The 16,900-nt window shown below is 73.4% G+C and carries 11 protein-coding genes and 1 pseudogene; 7 read left to right on the plus strand and 5 right to left on the minus strand.

Translation table 11 applies throughout. The features are described from left to right. Nucleotides 1–171: 171 nt before the first annotated feature. Both ACFY0K_RS07575 and ACFY0K_RS07580 read left to right on the plus strand, forming a co-directional pair. Nucleotides 172–2,493, plus strand: coding sequence for an FdhF/YdeP family oxidoreductase (locus ACFY0K_RS07575; protein ID WP_390639461.1), 2,322 nt, complete (start codon nt 172–174; stop codon nt 2,491–2,493). A 640-nt stretch (nt 2,494–3,133) separates the two neighbouring features. After that, complete coding sequence (locus tag ACFY0K_RS07580) at nt 3,134–5,863, plus strand: AAA family ATPase (RefSeq protein ID WP_390639462.1); 2,730 nt, start codon at nt 3,134–3,136, stop codon at nt 5,861–5,863. A 55-nt stretch (nt 5,864–5,918) separates the two neighbouring features. Here ACFY0K_RS07580 and ACFY0K_RS07585 read toward each other — a convergent pair whose 3' ends face one another. Beyond that, nucleotides 5,919–6,458 carry a PadR family transcriptional regulator gene (locus ACFY0K_RS07585; protein WP_390639052.1) on the minus strand — a complete coding sequence of 180 codons (540 nt, stop codon included), beginning with the start codon at nt 6,456–6,458 and terminating at the stop codon, nt 5,919–5,921. A gap of 174 nt (nt 6,459–6,632) precedes the next feature. Between ACFY0K_RS07585 and ACFY0K_RS07590 the strand changes: the two genes are divergently transcribed. Further along, nucleotides 6,633–7,337, plus strand: a complete 705-nt coding sequence (locus tag ACFY0K_RS07590; RefSeq protein ID WP_390639053.1) for an RNA polymerase sigma factor — start codon at nt 6,633–6,635, stop codon at nt 7,335–7,337. 15 nt (nt 7,338–7,352) lie between these two features. On the opposite strand, the gene ACFY0K_RS07595 is transcribed toward ACFY0K_RS07590, so the two are convergent. Then, entirely contained in the window at nt 7,353–10,346 is a 2,994-nt protein-coding gene (locus ACFY0K_RS07595) for an AAA family ATPase (protein WP_390639054.1), read from the minus strand. Nucleotides 10,347–10,721: 375 nt separating this feature from the next. Here ACFY0K_RS07595 and ACFY0K_RS07600 point away from each other — a divergent pair, with 375 nt between their 5' ends. Beyond that, nucleotides 10,722–11,339 carry a hypothetical protein gene (locus ACFY0K_RS07600; protein ID WP_390639055.1) on the plus strand — a complete coding sequence of 206 codons (618 nt, stop codon included), beginning with the start codon at nt 10,722–10,724 and terminating at the stop codon, nt 11,337–11,339. Nucleotides 11,340–11,580: 241 nt separating this feature from the next. Next, the gene (locus ACFY0K_RS07605) at nt 11,581–12,252 is read left to right on the plus strand and encodes a LuxR C-terminal-related transcriptional regulator (RefSeq protein ID WP_390639056.1); all 672 of its coding nucleotides are present in this window, start codon (nt 11,581–11,583) and stop codon (nt 12,250–12,252) included. A gap of 41 nt (nt 12,253–12,293) precedes the next feature. Here the strand turns inward: ACFY0K_RS07605 and ACFY0K_RS07610 are convergent, their stop codons facing one another. Then, entirely contained in the window at nt 12,294–12,647 is a 354-nt protein-coding gene (locus ACFY0K_RS07610; RefSeq protein ID WP_390639057.1) for a MazG-like family protein, read from the minus strand. A gap of 265 nt (nt 12,648–12,912) precedes the next feature. Here ACFY0K_RS07610 and ACFY0K_RS07615 point away from each other — a divergent pair, with 265 nt between their 5' ends. Then, nucleotides 12,913–13,239, plus strand: coding sequence for a nuclear transport factor 2 family protein (locus ACFY0K_RS07615; protein WP_352353799.1), 327 nt, complete (start codon nt 12,913–12,915; stop codon nt 13,237–13,239). Between the two features lie 74 nt (nt 13,240–13,313). After that, a complete protein-coding gene (locus tag ACFY0K_RS07620) occupies nt 13,314–14,300 on the plus strand; it encodes an aldo/keto reductase (protein WP_390639058.1) in 987 nt (328 codons plus the stop codon). A 190-nt stretch (nt 14,301–14,490) separates the two neighbouring features. Here ACFY0K_RS07620 and ACFY0K_RS07625 read toward each other — a convergent pair. Next, nucleotides 14,491–15,177, minus strand: a pseudogene (locus ACFY0K_RS07625) (ABC transporter ATP-binding protein); the annotation flags it as partial. A gap of 111 nt (nt 15,178–15,288) precedes the next feature. After that, entirely contained in the window at nt 15,289–16,752 is a 1,464-nt protein-coding gene (locus ACFY0K_RS07630; RefSeq protein ID WP_390639059.1) for an ABC transporter permease, read from the minus strand. Between the last annotated feature and the right edge of the window lie 148 nt (nt 16,753–16,900).

Genomic DNA, 16,900 nt, shown 5'->3' on the forward strand with positions numbered 1-16,900 from the left:
CGCGACCCGCCCGAAGCGGGGCCGGGGCCGCAGCCGGGCCCCTCCTAGATCGCCTCGCCTCCCCCCACCACCCTGCCTAGCATGAGAAAGACGCCGCTGACCCCGGCGGTGTGCTCCCCGCGCCGGCGAAGGGTGAGAGCCGTGAGTACCTCACACGACGAGCAGAAGCGGATGCGGCCGGCGGAGCCGGGGCAACCGGGGGCGGTCGAGGAGCGGGTGGGGCCCAGGGCCGACGGGGAGCCGTTCTTTCATCCGTATCACCATCCCGCCGCAGGCTGGGGCGCTGCCAAAAGCGTGAGCAAGTTTCTGGTGAGGGAGCGGGCGCTCGTCGAGGGGCCCCGGGCGATCATGAAGATGAACCACGAGAACGGGGGGTTCGACTGTCCCGGGTGTGCCTGGCCCGATGATACGAAGGGGCTGCGGCTCGATCTCTGTGAGAACGGGGTCAAGCACGTCACGTGGGAGATGACCCGGAAGCGGGTCGGGCGGGAGTTCTTCGCCGCGCACTCCGTCGGCGAGCTGGCCGAATGGAGTGACTTCGCGCTGGAGGACCAGGGGCGGCTGACCGAGCCGATGGTCTACGACCCCGACTCGGACCACTACGTGCCGATCCGCTGGCGGGACGCGTTCGACCTGGTCGGGCGGGCGTTGCGGGGGCTGGACAGTCCGAATCAGGCGTCCTTCTACACCTCCGGGCGGCTCGGGAACGAGGCCACCTTCCTGTACCAGCTCATGGCCCGCGAGCTGGGGACGAACAACCTTCCAGACTGCTCCAACATGTGTCACGAGGCCAGCGGGCGGGCCCTCGCCGCCTCGCTGGGGACCGGGAAGGGGACCGTCGACCTGCAGGACTGGGACGCCACCGACGCGCTCTTCATCATGGGCGTGAACGCCGCGTCGAACGCGCCCCGCATGCTCACCGCCCTCGCTGCCGCCTACAAACGCGGTGCCCAGATCGTGCACGTCAACCCGCTGATCGAGGCGGCCTCGCGGCGGACGATCATCCCGCACGACTTCGTCGACATGGCGGCCTGCCACTCCACCCGCACCGGCACCCTCAACCTCCAGGTGCGCGTCGGCGGTGACATGGCGCTGATGCGCGGGATCTCCAAGGCCGTCCTCGACCAGGCCACGGCCGACCCCAAGTCACTCGACCAGGAGTTCATCGACCGGTACACGAGCGGGTTCGAGGACTACCGGAAGGTGTGCGAGGCCACCTCCTGGGAGGAGATCGAGCGGCAGTCCGGCGTCAGCCGCGCCGACATCCTCCGTGCGGCCCGGATCTACCGGGACGCCGACCGTTCCATCATCAGCTGGTGCCTCGGTGTCAGTCAGCACGAGCACGGGGTCGACACCGTGCGGGAGATCGTCAACGTACTGTTGCTGCGCGGCAACCTCGGGCGGGAGGGTGCCGGGCCCTCGCCGGTGCGTGGGCACAGCAACGTGCAGGGCAACCGGACCTGCGGCATCGATCACCGGCCGACCGGCCAGTTCCTGGACCGGCTCGCCACGGTGTGCGAGATCGACCCGCCCCGGGAGCACGGGCTCGACACCGTCGGCACCATCCGGGCCATGCTCCGCGGCGACGTCAAGGTGTTCGTCGGCATGGGCGGCAACTTCGCCCTCGCGGCGCCCGACACCCGCGCCACCTACGAGGCCCTGCGCAACTGCGACCTCACCGTCCAGGTGAGCACCAAGCTCAACCGCAGCCACCTGGTGCACGGCCGGCAGGCGCTGATCCTGCCCTGCCTCGGCCGTACCGAGAAGGACCACCAGCGGTGCGGCATCCAGAGCACCTCGGTCGAGGACTCCATGAGCATGGTGCACCTGTCCGTGGGGATGAAGAAGCCGGCTTCCCCGCACCTGCTGTCCGAGCCCGCCGTCATCGCCGGGATCGCCCGCGCGGCGCTTCCCGACAGCACCACGCCCTGGGCCTGGTACGTCGAGGACTACGACCGTATCCGCGACACGATGGCCCAGGTTCTCGACGGTTTCGAGGACTTCAACCGGCGGGTACGGCTGCCGCTGGGGTTCCGGATCCGGCAGCCCGCGCGAGAACTGGTCTTCCGTACGGCCACCGGGCTCGCCGACTTCTCCTCGGCGCCGCTGCCCGACGTCGTACCCGCGCCGGGGACCCTGGCGCTCGGCACCATGCGCTCCCACGACCAGTGGAACACCACGATCTACTCCGACAACGACCGCTACCGGGGGATCAAGAACCTCCGCACCCTCGTCTTCATGAACGCGGCCGACATGCGGGAGCGGGGCCTCGCGGAGTTCGACCCGGTGGACATCGAGAGCACGGCCAAGGACGGCAGCACCCGGGTGCTCAACGGGTACCTCGCCATTCCGTACGACCTGCCGCGCGGCTGTGCGGCCGGGTACATGCCCGAGATGAACGTGCTGATCGCCCTCTGCGACTACAGCGAACAGAGCGACCAGCCTTTGATGAAGCACATCCGGGCGACGATCCGGCCGGCCGCCGCGTCATGAACTGAGCCGAGGGCCGACGCCGGTCCGGAGCCGGAGGCGGCGACGCACCTCCCGTACGGCGCCGGCAGCTCCGCCGGCGCGGGGGCGGTCGGCATCCCGCCGCCAGGTCGACGGCCGCCCCGCGCACCCCCGCCGCAAAGATGTGGATGACCGCCGTACCGTCGCGCATCATGGGATGTCCTCGTCCGCATCCCAGGTCAGGAGCGCGCGCCATGCCCGAAACCGGCAGTTCTGACGCCGTGTTGACGGCTCGTCGGGTCCCGTCGTACGGCGGCCGCACTCGCACCGGCACCCGCACAGGCACAGGCACAGGCGTGTGCGAACGCGCCGCGCTGCCACGGGAGTTGGGGTTGTCCCCGCGGCCCGGCGGTCGGCCGGGCACGCAGTGCGGAACGCGGCCCGGCGCACGGCCGGGCACGCCGGTCGGCACGCCGGCCCGCCGGGCCGGAGGCCGCGCATGACCGTCCCCCGGGCCGCCGGGCACCCTTCGCACGGCGAGGAACTCCTGCCGGGCCCGCGCGGCGAAGAGCCTCTGCCGGGCCCGCGCGGTGAAGAGCCTCTGCCGGGCCCGCGCGGTGAAGAGCCTCTGCCGGGCCCGCGCGGTGGAGAGCCCTGGCCGGGCCCGCGCGGTGAAGAGCCCCTGGTCGGTCGGGAGGCCGAGTTGGAGCGGCTGGACGGATTCCTGGCCGGGCTGGCGCGGCCGGGCGGTGGCGGCTCGCTGATGCTGCGGGGGGACCCCGGGGTCGGCAAGAGCGCGCTGCTCGCCGCCGCCGTCCGCCGGGCCGAGGCCGCGGGGCTGCGGGTGCTGGAGGCCGCGGGGGTGCAGTACCGGGCGCAGGCGAGTTACGGCGCGTTGCAGCAGCTGCTGACGTCGGTGCCCGGGATCCGGTCGAGGACGGCGCGGACACCCGTGCTCGCCGGGGCCCTCGGTTTCGTGCGGGGCGCGGCGCCCGGATCCGACGCGGTCGCCGACGCCGTGGTGGCGCTCGCCGCGGAGCTCTCCCGTGACCGGCCCACGCTGCTCGTGCTGGACGACGCCCAGTGGCTGGACCGGGCCAGCGCCGTCGTTCTTGGGCTGGTGGCGCGCCGGCTCGCCGGCACCGGCACGGGGCTGGTCTGCGCGGCCCGGCCCGGCGAGGAGAGCTTCTTCGACCACAGCGGGCTGGCGCCGCACGAACTGGGCCCGTTGGGCGAGGCCGCGGCGGGCGAGCTGCTCGGCCGCCGCTTCCCCGCGCTCGCGGAGCGGGTCCGGCGGCGGCTGATCGCCGCCGCCGAGGGCAACCCGCTGGCGCTGCTGGAACTCCCGGCCGCGCTCAGCGAGTCCCAGCGCACCGCGTCCCAGGCCCTGCCGGCCCACCTGCCGCTGACCGAGCGGCTCCAGTGGACCTTCGCCGCCCGCATCGGCACGCTGCCGCCCGGCACCCGGCACCTGCTGCTGGTGGCCGCGCTGGAGGGCAGCGGCAACCTGCTGGTCGTACGCCGGGCGGTGGCCGGGCAAAGCGCCCTGAAGCAGCTGGCGCCGGCCGAACGCGCGCGGCTCGTCCGCGTCGACGACACGACCGGGCGGCTGGCCTTCCGGCACCCGCTCATCCGCTCGGCCGTGGTGGAACTGTCCACCAGCGACCAGCGGCGGAACGTGCACCGCGCGCTCGCCGACGCCTGGCACGGGGTGCCCGAGCAGCGGGCCTGGCACCTGGCGCAGGCCGCCGTCGAGCCCGACGAGCAGATCGCCGCCCTGCTGGAGGACGCCGCCGAGACGAGCGCCCACCGCGGTGACGGCCCGAACGCGGTCGCGGCCCTGGTGCGCGCCGCCGAACTCAGCCCGGCGGGCCCCGGACACGCCCGCCGGCTGGCCAAGGCGGCCTACGTCGGCGCGAACCTCACCGGCAGCGTGCGTGACGTGCCCCGGCTGCTCGACGACGCCCGGCAGGCCGCCCCGGACGCGGAGTCCCCGGCGGTCGCGGTGGCCGCCGCGCTGCATCTCCTCAACAGCTACGGCGACCTCGACACCGCGCACCGCCTGCTGTTCGGCGCGATCGCCCTGCAGCCCGAGCCCTACGACCTCTCCGACGGCACGCTGCTCGAAGCGCTGAGCACCTGGTTCATGGTGTGCGTGCACGCCGGCCGGGGGGAGCTGTGGGCGGACTTCGACGCGGCGCTGGCGAAGTGCGTCTCGCTCCCGGACACCCTGCGGCTGATGCGGACCACCTTCGGCGACCCGGCCCGGGCCCGCCCCGCGGACTGGGCCCGCCTCGACGCCGCCGTCCGGGCGCTGCCCGGCACCCCGGACCCGGTGCGGATCGTACGGATCGCCACGGCCGGCGCCTACGCGGACCGGCTCGGCGCCATCGAGGAGCCGCTGCTGCTCACGGCGCGCGGCGGGGCCGGCGGCGAGAACATCTTCCCGGCGATCCAGGCCTCGTTCCTGTGGGGCAGCCACGCCTGGTTCACCGGCCAGTGGCGGCAACTGCGGCAGGTGGCCCGGCAGGGCCTGCGCTGGTGCGAGGAGCTCGACTACCCGCTGCGGTCCTGGACCGGCAAGTTCGTGCTGGCCTGCACTGCCGCGGTCTGCGGTGACTTCGCGACCGCGCACGGGTACGCCGACCAGATGGACCAGTGGGCCGGCTCCCGCCGCGGCCACGCCGTGCGCTGCTACGCCGCCCACGCCAGGACGCTGATCGCCCTGTCGCAGGGCGACTTCGAGGCGGCCTACCGGCACGTGTGCACGATCTCGCCGCCCGGGACGTTCGCGCCGTTCGCCGGGCACGCGCTGTGGGCGATCCTCGACCTGGCGGAGGCCGCGGTGCGCACCGGCCGCAGCGCGGAGGCCCTCGCGCACGTCCGGGCGGCCCGGGACGCGGGGCTCGACGCGGGGTCACCGCGGCTGAACATGGTGCTGCTCGCCTCGGCCGCGCTGGCCGCCGGGAGCGGTGCGGCGGCGGCCGACGGGTTCGACCGGGCGCTGGCCGTCGAGGGCGCCGGGCGCTGGCCCTTCGACCACGCCCGCATCCGGCTCCACTACGGCGAACGGCTGCGCCGCGGCCGGGCGCCGGTCCCGGCGCGGGAACAGCTCGCGGCCGCCGCAGAGACCTTCCGGCGGCTCGGCGCCCGCCCGTGGGCGGAGCGGGCCGACGCGGAGCTGCGGGCCTGCGGCACCCCGGTGCGGGCCCGGAACCTGCCGACGCTGACACCGCAGCAACGGGAGATCGCGGGCCTGGCGGCCGCGGGCCTGACCAACAAGCAGATAGCGGAGCGGCTCTTCCTCTCCCCCCGCACCGTCTCGACCCACCTCTACCAGGCCTTCCCCAAACTCGGCGTCACCTCCCGCGCCGCCCTGCGTGACGCGCTGGAGGGGCTGGACAGCCCCTAGGCGGCAAGCTCGGAGACGGCAAGCTCGGAGGCGGCGAGCTCGAAGACGGCGAGCTCTAGGCGGCAGGTGCGCGGGGGCGCCCCTCGCGCAGCCGCTCGGCCGCCCAGCGGGCCCACTCCTGCTCCATGGCCCGCTGGCGGACGCCGTACTCCAGGACGAGCCGGCCGCACTCGCTCATCGCGTCCCGGTCCCAGGCCCCGGAGTCGCGCAGCGCCACCAGCTCGGCGTGCTCCCCGGTCGCGGTGTCCGCGTGGCGCAGGAGCCGCGCCGCCGCCTCCTCGGCGGGCAGCAGGCCGAGGAAGAACGTCTGCAGGAGCATCGGGTTGCGCCGTGGCCGGTGCTCCTCCGTCCCGGCCAGCCAGCGCCGTGCCTCCGCGTGCCCCTCGGGGGTCAGCGCGTACTGCTTGCGGCCCTGCGGGCCCTCGTCGGTGACCGTGATCAGACCTGTGGCGTCCAGCCTGGTCAGCTCGCCGTAGATCTGGCTCTGCCCGGCCGGCCAGACGTGGCCGAGCGAGGTGTTGAAGATCTTCAGCAGGTCGTAGCCGCTGCCGGGGCGGAAGACGAGCAGACCCAAGAGGGCGTGACGAAGGCTCATGCCCGCAACCCTAACTCGCGTATTCCAGTAGTGACAGGTGCCATCTCACATTCCTCTATTGACATGTCGTTGCCGTGGCTTCTACGTTCCACATGTCAGAGTTGGAATGTTGATTCGAGGGTGCACATCGTGGGCTTCGTGGCTTACGCCCCGGCCGGGCAGGAGAGGGATCCCATGGTTCGGGAAGGCGCCGAGGGCACGCGTGTCGAGGGCATGCGTGTCGAGGACGCGGTGCTGACGCGGGCCGCCCAGGAGGGCGAGGTCACCGCGCTGGGGGTGCTCCTGGAGCGGCACCGGCCGGGGATGCGGGCGGTCGCGCTGAGCGTGCTGGGCCGGGTGGCGGACGTCGACGACGTGCTGCAGGACGCGGCGCTGACCGCGCTGCTGCGGATCGGGGACGTGCGGGACCCGGCGGCGGTCGGCGCCTGGCTGCGCATGATCGTGCGCAACGCGAGCCGGTCCGTGCTGCGGTACTCCGCCCTGGTGCAGCCGATGGACGAGCTGCCCCTGCCGTCCCAGGACGCCGGCCCGGAGCAGTGGCTGGAGCGCAACGCGGTGCGGGACTGGCTCTGGGCGGCGCTGGCGGAACTCTCCCCGGTGCTGCGCATGCCGCTGGTACTGCGCTACTTCACCGCGGAGGACGCCTCGTACGAGCAGATCGCCTCCGCCTGCGGGATCCCGGTGGGCACCGTGCGCAGCCGGCTCAGCCAGGGGCGGGCCAAGCTCGCCGTCGCGCTCGCCGCCACCGCGGACGCCCCGCACGCCGATGCCGGACAACGGGTCCGGGCCGGCCGGGCCGAGGCGCGCCGGATGATGCTCGACGCGGCCGGGGAACCGGTCCGCCGGGAGAAGGCCGGCAGCACCGCGCCGGCCTCCTGACGGCTCATGGCCGGTTCACGGCTGGTTCACTTCACGGCCGGTTGAGGCGGTCCGTTCCGGGGCCAGGCCGGTGAGCGCGTCGCGCAGGCCCGCGCGGGAGGTGACGTTCAGCTTCGGGAACGCGTTGCTCAGGTGCCCGGCCACCGTGCGCGGGGACAGGAAGAGCCGGGCGGCGATCTGCTTGTTGGTGAGGCCCGTGGCGGCCAGCCGCGCGACCTGCAGCTCCTGCGGGGTCAGCGGCGCGGGCCGGCCGGCGCCGGAGGCCGCGGTGCCGGCGGCCGGGACGCCGACGGGAATGCCGCTGGCCCGCAGCTCGTTGGCGGCCCGCGCGCTCCACGGCCCGGCCCCGAGCCGCCGGAACGTGCCGAGCGCGGCGTCCAGATGACCCCGGGCCTCGGCACCCGCCCGCGCCCGGCGCAGCCGCTCGCCGTAGGCCAGCCGGATCCGCGCCCACTCGAAGGGCCAGCGCTCCGCGTCCGGGGTGTCGACGGCCCGCCGGAACAGTTCGTGGTCGACGGCGTCCGGGGTGGCGACGGCCTCGGCGGCGTCGGTCATCATCGCCAGCCGCGGCGAGACGGCGGGGATCCCGGTCCCGCGTACGGCCGCCACGTGCGCGGCCGCCTCGCCGTGCCGGCCGGTGCGGGCCGCGGCCTCGGCGAAGTCCAGGAAGAGCCACAGGGCGTGCGGCAGGTGGGCCGGGATCTCACCGGGGGTGATCACCGACCGCAGGTGGCGGTAGGCGCTCTCGAAGTCCGCCTCGCCGAGCGCGGACAGCGCCCGGATGTGCGCCGCGTACGCCCGCAGCAGGCCGAGCCCGCGCGGGTTCCCCCAGGCCACCAGCCGGTCGGCGGTCCTCCGGGCGGTCGCGGTGTCGCCCTGGGCGGCCGCCAGCAGGCCCCGCAGGAAACGGCCCGGCTGCGCCGTCAGACGGTAGTCGTACCGGGCGCACCAGCGCAGGCCCTCCTCGGTGAGCTTCGGCAGGTCGCCCCACTGGCCGCTGAGGTAGGCGTCGTTGGCGAGCAGGAACAACGCCTCGATGGCCAGGGTGACGGCGCCGCCGTTCCTGCCGTCGTCGACGACCCGGCGCAGCGCGCTGCGGCAGCCGGGCAGCCGGTCGACGTACGCGGCGGCGACGGCGGTACGGACGATGCGCCGCGGGTCGGTCTCCCGGTGCAGCTCCGTGACCAGGCCGTCGAGGAGCTCCAGGACGGCCCGCGCCGCGTGCGCGGGGTCGCCGAAGGCCGAGCGCAGCACGCACAGCAGGTCGTCGGGGGAGCGCACCTGGGCCTTGGCCACCTCGGCGTCGAAGACCTTCCACAGCTCCGGCCTGCCGCTGTGGAAGCACATCACGAGCAGGGTGAGCAGCGCCTCGTCGAGGATGTCGACGCCGGCCCCGCGCGGCCCCGTGGCATGGTCGCGGATCGCGCCCGTCCCGCGCGGCCCCGTGGCATGGTCGCGGATCGTGCCCGTCCCGCGCGGCCCCGCGGCTTGGTCGCGGATCGCGCCCGTCCCGCGCGGCCCCGCCGCATGGTCGCGGATCGCGCCCGTCAGCAGCCGGTGGGCGGTGTCCACGTCGCCCTCGCCGTTGACGAGCCGGCTGGCGGCGGCGGTCGCGGCGGCGAGCGAACCGCTGCCCGCCGGGTCCGCGAGCCGGGCGCTGCCGAGCAGCGCGTGGACGTTGCGGAGGTCACCGGTGACGTTGGCGCCCAGGCAGGCCGCCTCGGCCAGCAGCCGTCCCCGGGCCGGGCCGGTGCCGCTCAGGTCGGCGGCGCGCAGCAGGGTGCCGACGGCGCCGACGGCGTCGCCGCGGCGCAGCGTCCGGTAGGCCACCTCGTGCAGCAGGGCGGCCACCTCGTCGTCCGGGCCGACCGCGGCGTCGGCCAGGTGCCGGGCCCGGTGCTCGGACCCCGCCGGGAACTCCCGGGCCAGCGCCAGGTGTCCGCGCCGCCGCTCCGCCGCCGTCGACAGCTCCATCACCGCCGACCGGGTCAGCGGGTGCCGGAAGGCCAGCCGGCCGGTGGCCGTATCGACCCGCACCAGGCCCGCCTGCTCGGCCGGGCCCAGCTCGGCCAGCACATCGCCGCCGCCCAACGCCCGTTCCAGGATGTGCAGCCCGCCCGAACCGTCGAGCACGGCGAGCAGCAGCAGCTCCCTGGTGGGCTCCGGCAGGGCCTCGACCCGCACGGCGAAGACCTTCTTCAGCCGCTCGGGCAGCGGCAGTACGGCCGGCAGCGGCCCGCGTTCCTGCCGTTGCGCCTCGTCCAGGGTGGCCGGCAGCTCCAGCAGGGCCAGCGGATTGCCGGCCGCCTCCGCGACCAGCCGCTGCCGCACCCGGGGCGCCATTGCCGGGAACCGCCCGGCCACCAGCTCGTGCGCGGCCGTCTCGTCCAGCGGTCTGACCTCGTGCGCCGGAATCCCGGTACCGCTCAGAAAGGACTCGTCACCGGTCCGGCACGCCGCCAGCAGCGCCACCGGTGCGCCGTGGGTGCAGCGGGCGACGGTCCCCAGCACGACGGCACTGGGCCGGTCGAGCCACGCCACGTCGTCGATCACGATCGCCACCGGCCCGCCGCGCGCGGCCTTCCGGGACAGCAGGACCTGCACCGAGCCAGCGACGGCGAGGAGTTCGGCCTGCCGCCCGTCCGGCACCCCGCGCACCGCCCGCAGCGTCCGCAGCGTCCGCGCCTGCCACGGGGCCAGTTCGGCGATCTCCGCCGTGAGCGGCCGCAGGATCTGGTCCAGCGCGGCGAACCCGACACCCGCCTCGACCTGCGAGCCCGTCACCCGCAGCACCTGGAACGCCTTGTCCTGCGCCCGCCGCGCCGCCGCGTCGAGGAGGGCGGACTTCCCGACCCCCGCCTCACCGGTCAGCATCAGCGCCCGGCCGCGTACCGCCGCGGAACCGAAGAACATGTCGAGAAGCGCCAGTTCAGCCGAACGCCCGACGAGCCGGCCGGGACCGGAGAGGTGTTCGCCGCCTTCCGCGGCCGGTGGCTTGGGAGAGGACATGCAGCAGTTTCCCATCATGGTCGGGGCGGGCTCAGCGACTGGATGGGGGACCGGCACCGAAAGTTCGGACGTGCCGCAGTGGTGTGCGTCACATCGACGGACGGGCGGGCGCGTACGTCCGTAAGGGCGACCGGGGCCGTCCCGCCGGTACGGCACGGGGCACGGCCTCGTGCGGTGGGCACGGCGCAGCGGCCCCGGCCGGCCATGTGTCACGGCCCGGCGCGGTCGTCGACCTCATCGCACGGGCCACCGCCGCCGGTTGAGACACCTGCGGCCCGAGTCATGCCCGTGGGACCTCCCGTGTGCGTACGCTGTTCACCGCGCGGAGCACATCGGCGTCCCCGCGCGGAGCACATCGAGGAGAGGTCCGACCGTATGTCCGAGTCACCCGGCACCGAGCTGGCGTCCGAGTACAGCGCGCGGATCGCGCGGGACCTCGAGATCAACGCCCAGGAACAGGACCGCCTCGCCACCGAGATCGCCGCCCTGGAGGAGCAGTTGCGCGCGGTACGGGAGAACCGGGCGGTGCTGGAGCGGCTGCAGCAGGCACTCACCCCGCAGGCCCCCGCATCCGCCTCCGCCCCCAGCTCCGTACCCGCCTCCGCCCCCAGCTCCGTACCCGCCTCCGCCCCCGGCTCCGCGGCAGCCGACGTCGACACCGACGCCGTCGTACCCCACCAGCGGACCGAGCCCGCGCCGAACCGCCGTACCGTCCCGAAGCAGGGCCCCCCGGAGCCGAAGCCGAGCCTGGTCGAGGCCGTCCACGCCTACCTCGCCGAGCAGCGGGAGCCGCGGTCCGCGACCGACGTCGCCGAGGCGATCAGGGCCGCTCAGCCCGGCCGCACCATCAAGACGACGGTGATCCGCACGACGCTGGAGAACCTGGTCGCCAGGAACCGGGTCCGGCGCACCAAGCAGGGCCGGGCGGTCTTCTACACCCTGTCGGCCACGGACGGCCCCGAGGCGCCGGAGACCGGGGCCGAGGAAGCCTAGGGCGCCCGGCCGCGGCACTCGCTCCCGGTCCGCCCGGCACATATGCCTCGCTCGACGGCCGGGACATGTGCGCCTCGTGCGCCGGCGGGCACACACGCAGAACGAAGGGGCGGCCCGGCCCGCACCCGAATCCCGTGCCCCGAAAGGCGCTGCCGGTATCAAATCGGCGCACAGGGGCAGAAACCGCATGGGGTCATTTGACGTAAGCCGGTGGCTCGGCGCCGCCATAAGGTGCTGAAACGTGCCTGAGAACCAAGCGGATGGAATGGGCGACGTGCTGAGCGCTCCGGTCTCTGCCGTAGTGCGGGCGAGCGACGCGATCCTGGAACACGCCGTCGGCGCCTACCTGGAGTCGAGCGCACGCGTGCGACTCCGCACCGCGCAGGAGCTGCCCGACGCGAACGTGTCCGTCCTCCTGCTGGACGCCGTGGACGACCACTGGATCAGTGTCATGCGCCAGGACGCCGCCCGCACCCCCGGCACCCCCGTCCCGGTCGTGATGATCGCCGACCACATCACCGAGCGGCAGCTCTCGCCGGCCGTCGAGTACGGACTGACCAGTTTCCTGTACCGGGACGACCTGAACCTGGACCGGCTTGTCGGCGCCGTCGCGGAGGCGGGCGCCGGACGCTGCCGGATGCCCGACGACCTGGTGGCCCACCTGATCGCCGAACTGGCCGACCGGCAACGGCAGCAGACCCTCACCGACCTGTCCCGCAGGGACGGCCTCCTGGTCCGGGAGATCGAGGTGCTCCGGATGCTCTCCGAGGGCATGAACACCGTCGAGATAGCCGACAAGATGAGCTACTCGGAACGCACCATCAAGGGCATCATCCACGAGGCCGTCAAGCGACTGCACGTCAGGAACCGCACCCAGGCGGTGGCGTACGCGATCCGGACGGGCGTCTTCTGAACGAACGGGCCCGCCCGCACCCGCGCACCTCGACACCGCGCCTACGGCCCGGCCGGTCCCAGCGAGCGCGCCCTCACCCCCGCCAGATGCCGTCCGAACACCTGCTCCGCGTCCGGCGTCAGTGTCCGCAGGGCGACCAGGGCCGTGATCACCACGTCGCACAGCTCGCCCTGCACGTCCTCCCAGGTGTGGGTGACGCCTTTGCGGGGGTTCTGGCCGGTCGCTCCGATCACCGCCTGGGCGACCTCGCCGACCTCCTCCGTGAGCTTGAGCATGCGCAGCACGAGGGCGGTCTCGCCGCCGTGCCTCCGGTTGGCGTCCAGCCAGGTCCAGAGGTCCTCGATGGAACTCCACAGGCCGTCTGGATCGCAGGACGGTGTCCGCTGTTCGGTCATGGCCCCTAGCCTGCCCCGCCCCACCCCGCGGCTACTCCCCTTCCCTCCTTGCCCACTTCTCTTCTCTCCTCTGCTCCCCTTCTCCTCTACTCGAACAGCGCCTCCTGCTGTCCCTCCGCCGCCCGCCGCGCCCGCCGGCTCCGGGCGCCGGGCGCCGGTCACGGCCTCCACCGTCGCACCCGGCACATCCGCTCGGCCCGTCCGCGCGGCCGTTCGGGTGGCGGGCGGGTGGCGGCCCGCAGGGACCGGTGTGACGCTGACTGACATGACGATCAAGACAGCCAAGCTCAGCGACCCGGCGGTCCGCGCCTTCGTCACCGCCGTCAACGCCAGCGATCGCGAGGGCCTCGTGCAGCTCCTCACCTCGGACGCGACCATGGCGGACGACGGCTCCGACCGGAACCTCGACGACTGGATCGACCGGGAGATCTTCTCCTCCCACGGCCACATCGACGTCGACAACGAGTCCAACGGCGGCCGCTCCCTGCTCGCCCACTACCGCAACGACACCTGGGGCGAGATGGTCACCCGCTGGGACTTCACGGTCGAGGACGACGGCCGCATCTCCCGCTTCGAGACCGGGCAGGCGTAGAAACCCGGCGGGCGCGGAAACAGACCGGGAAACCCCTTGCCCTCGTGTGCGCTCCAACTCCTAGCGTCCCGTGCATGGAAACCGACAGCACCACCAGGACCCTGGGCCGTTCCGGCATCCGTGTCAGCGCGCTCGGCTTCGGCTGCTGGGCCATCGGCGGTGAGTGGCAGGACGCCACCGGGCAGCCGCTCGGCTGGGGCAAGGTCGACGACGAGGAGTCCGTACGGGCCGTCCAGCGCGCCCTCGACCTCGGCATCACCTTCTTCGACACCGCCGACACCTACGGCGCCGGCCACAGCGAGCGCGTCCTCGGCCGTGCCCTCGGCAGGCGCCGGGACGAGGTCGTCGTCGCCACCAAGTGGGGCAACGTCTTCGACGAGGAGACCCGCACCCTCACCGGCCACGACGACTCCCCGGCCTACGTCCGCCGCGCCCTGACCGCCTCCCTGCGCCGCCTCGGCACCGACCACGTCGACCTCTACCAGCTCCACCTCTCCGACGCCGACCCGGCCCGCGCCGCCGAACTCCGGGACGCCTGCGAGGAACTGGTCGGCGAGGGACTGATCCGGGCCTACGGCTGGAGCACCGACGACCCGGCCCGCGCCGCCGTCTTCGCCGAAGGGCCGCACTGCGCGGCCGTGCAGCACACCCTGAACGTGCTCCAGGACGCGCCGCAACTCCTGGACACGGCGGAGAAGTTCGACCTCGCCGCGATCAACCGGAGCCCGCTCGCCATGGGGTTGCTGGGCGGGCGGCGCGCGGGGGCCGCGGCCGGCGACATCCGCAGCAGGCCGCCGGCCTGGCTGCCCGGCTTCGGGGACGGGGACGGGGCCGATCCCGCGTGGGTCGAGCGGATCGAGGCCCTGCGTTCCGTCCTCACCAGCGACGGGCGGACCCTCGCCCAGGGCGCCCTCGGCTGGATCTGGGCGCGCAGCCCGCGCACGGTCCCCATCCCCGGATTCCGGTCCGTCGCCCAGGCCGAGCAGAACGCGGGCGCCCTCGCGAAGGGGCCGCTCACCGCCGGGCAGCTGGCCGAGATCGACCGGCTCCTCGGGCGGTGAACGGCCCCGCGCCGCTCAGCGACGGCGGTCAGTAACCCTGGCCGCCGCCGTACTGCTGCTGCACGTACGGCTGCTGGCCGAAGCCCGCCTGCTGCGGCTGATCCGCGTACCCGGCCGCCTGTTGCGGTTGATGCCCATAACCGGCCGCCTGCTGCGGCTGATCCCCGTAGCCGGCCGCCTGCTGCGCGTGCCGCCGGCCGCCGCCCTGCTCGGTGAGGGTGATCTGGCCGGCCTTGATGGTGGCCAGGCGCGGGGCGCGGCGCGCGATGGAGGAGTCGTGGGTGACCATGATGAAGGTCAGCCCGTACTCGTGCCACAGACCTTCGAGGAGGGCCATGATGTCGTCGCGGGTGCCCTCGTCGAGGTTGCCGGTCGGCTCGTCGGCGAGCAGTACCTTCGGCTTCTTCACCAGCGCGCGGGCGATCGCGACGCGCTGCTGCTGGCCGCCGGAGAGCTCGGACGGGGCGTGCCCGAGGCGCTCGCCGAGGCCCACCGAACGCAGCGCCTCCGCCGCGCGCTCCCGACGCTCGGCCGGCTTGACGCCGAGCGGGACGAGGGCGGTCTCGACGTTCTCCTGGGCGGTGAGCGTCGGGATCAGGTTGAACGCCTGGAAGATGATGCCGATCTTCTCGGCGCGCAGCCGGGTGAGCTTGGTCTCGCTGACCTTGGCGAGGTCGACGTCGTCCAGCAGGACGCTGCCCTCGGTCGGGCGGTCCAGGCCGCCGATCATCTGGAGCAGGGTCGACTTGCCGCCGCCGGTCGGGCCCTGGATGACGAGCTGGTCGCCGTCCTCGATGGTCAGGTCGACGCCGCGCAGCGCCTCGACCGTCTCCTTGCCCCGCGTGTAGCGCTTGGTGACTCCGGTGAGTCTGTACATGGGTTCTCCACTGGGTGCTCTGCCGTGAGAGGCGTGAGAGGCGTAAGGGGGTGGGGGCGCCGCGTCCTGGGGGGAGTGGAAGCGGCGCCCCGGCTCAGAGGGGGCGGGGGGTTACGAGACGCTGCGCAGGGCGTCGGCCGGGCGCATCCGGGAGGCGCGCCAGCCGCCCATCGCGCCGGCGATCAGACCGCCGGTGACCGCGAGGCCGACCGCGAGGGCGATGGTGGTGAGGGAGACCGGTGCCGACAGCGCGATCTCCAGGGTGTTCTGGGAGGCCTGCCGGCCGGGGCCGCCGCCGCCCGGGCCGCCGCCCACGCCGCCACCGCCGGTGTTGCCCAGCTGGGCGGTGAGCTTCGGGCTGATCGCGGTGACCGCGTAGGCCGCGCCGACGCCGAGGGCGATGCCGAGGGCGCCGCCGATCAGGCCGTTCACGATGGACTCGCCGACCACCTGGCGGGTGACGTTGCGGGACGGCCAGCCGAGCGCCTTCAGGGTGCCGAACTCACGCACCCGGCGGGACACCGCGGAGGAGGTCAGCAGGGCCGCCACCAGGAAGGCCGCCGCGAGGACCGCGATGGACAGCCACTTGCCGACGCTGGTCGCCAGGCTGGAGGCGGTGGACAGGGAACCGGAGACGGTGGACGCCAGGTCGGCGGAGGTGGTGACCGTCGTACCGGAGATGTTGGCGGTGATCTCCTTCTTCACGGTGGAGATCTGCTTGGAGTCGGTCGCCTTGACGTAGATCGTGGTGACCTGGTTCTTGGCGTCGCCGAGGGTCTGCGCGACCTTCAGCGGGACGAAGACGTCGGTGTCGGACTCGCTGCTGTCCGGGGTGGCGATGCCGATGACGGTGAACTTGGTGCCGGAGATCTTGAAGGTCGAGCCGACCTTGTACTTCTTCTCCTTGGCGTACGACTTGCTGACCACCGCGACCTTCGAGCCGGTCTGCGCGGTGGTGAAGGTCTTGCCCGAGGTGACCTTCATGGTGGACAGCGGGCCGAGGCCCTGGTGGGCCACGTCGACGCCGACCACGGAGTAGCTGTTGACGTTGAAGTTGGCGCCGCCGCCCTGAACCTGCGGCGCGCCGCCCGAGCTGCTGCTGCCCCCGCCGGGGCCGCCCTGGCCGCTGCTGCCGCTGCTGCTGGTGGAGGACTTCGCCTTGCCCTGGGTGAAGGAGCCGTCGACCTTGGTGACGTTGAGGGAGAGCGCTCCGACCGCGCTCTCCACGCCCTTCTGGCCGGCGACCTTGGTGACCAGGGACGACTTCAGGGCCTGACCGCCCTGAGTCTGCACCCGGTCCGAACTCTGCGTGGAGCTGCTGCTGGACTTGGCGTCGAACTTGAAGTTCGGGCCGCCGGAGCTGCCCGAGGTCGGGGCCGTACGGGCCTTGGTGACCGTCATGTCGGTCCCCAGGCCGTACAGCGACTTGAGGACCTTGTCCTGCGCCTGGGTCATGCCGGCCGACACCGAGTTGACCGTGATGACCAGCGCGATACCGAGCGCCAGACCCAGAGCGATGACCAGGGCCGCCTTCTTTCTGCGGCCCAGCTCGCGCTTGAGATAGATGCCAAACATCCCGTTCCTCGAAGGTTCTTGGCGCCCGCTGTGGGCGCGGGCTCAAGCTAGGGAGGAACCTTTGAGCAGCCCTGGGTAAAAGATGTGTCAGAGCTGAGAAACCGGGATGTCTTAGCAAACTTTCATAAGACAGCAAATTCATATGCCG

The sequence above is a fragment of the Streptomyces sp. NPDC001507 genome, assembly GCF_042894765.1.
In the GTDB taxonomy this organism is placed as follows: Bacteria; Actinomycetota; Actinomycetes; order Streptomycetales; family Streptomycetaceae; genus Streptomyces.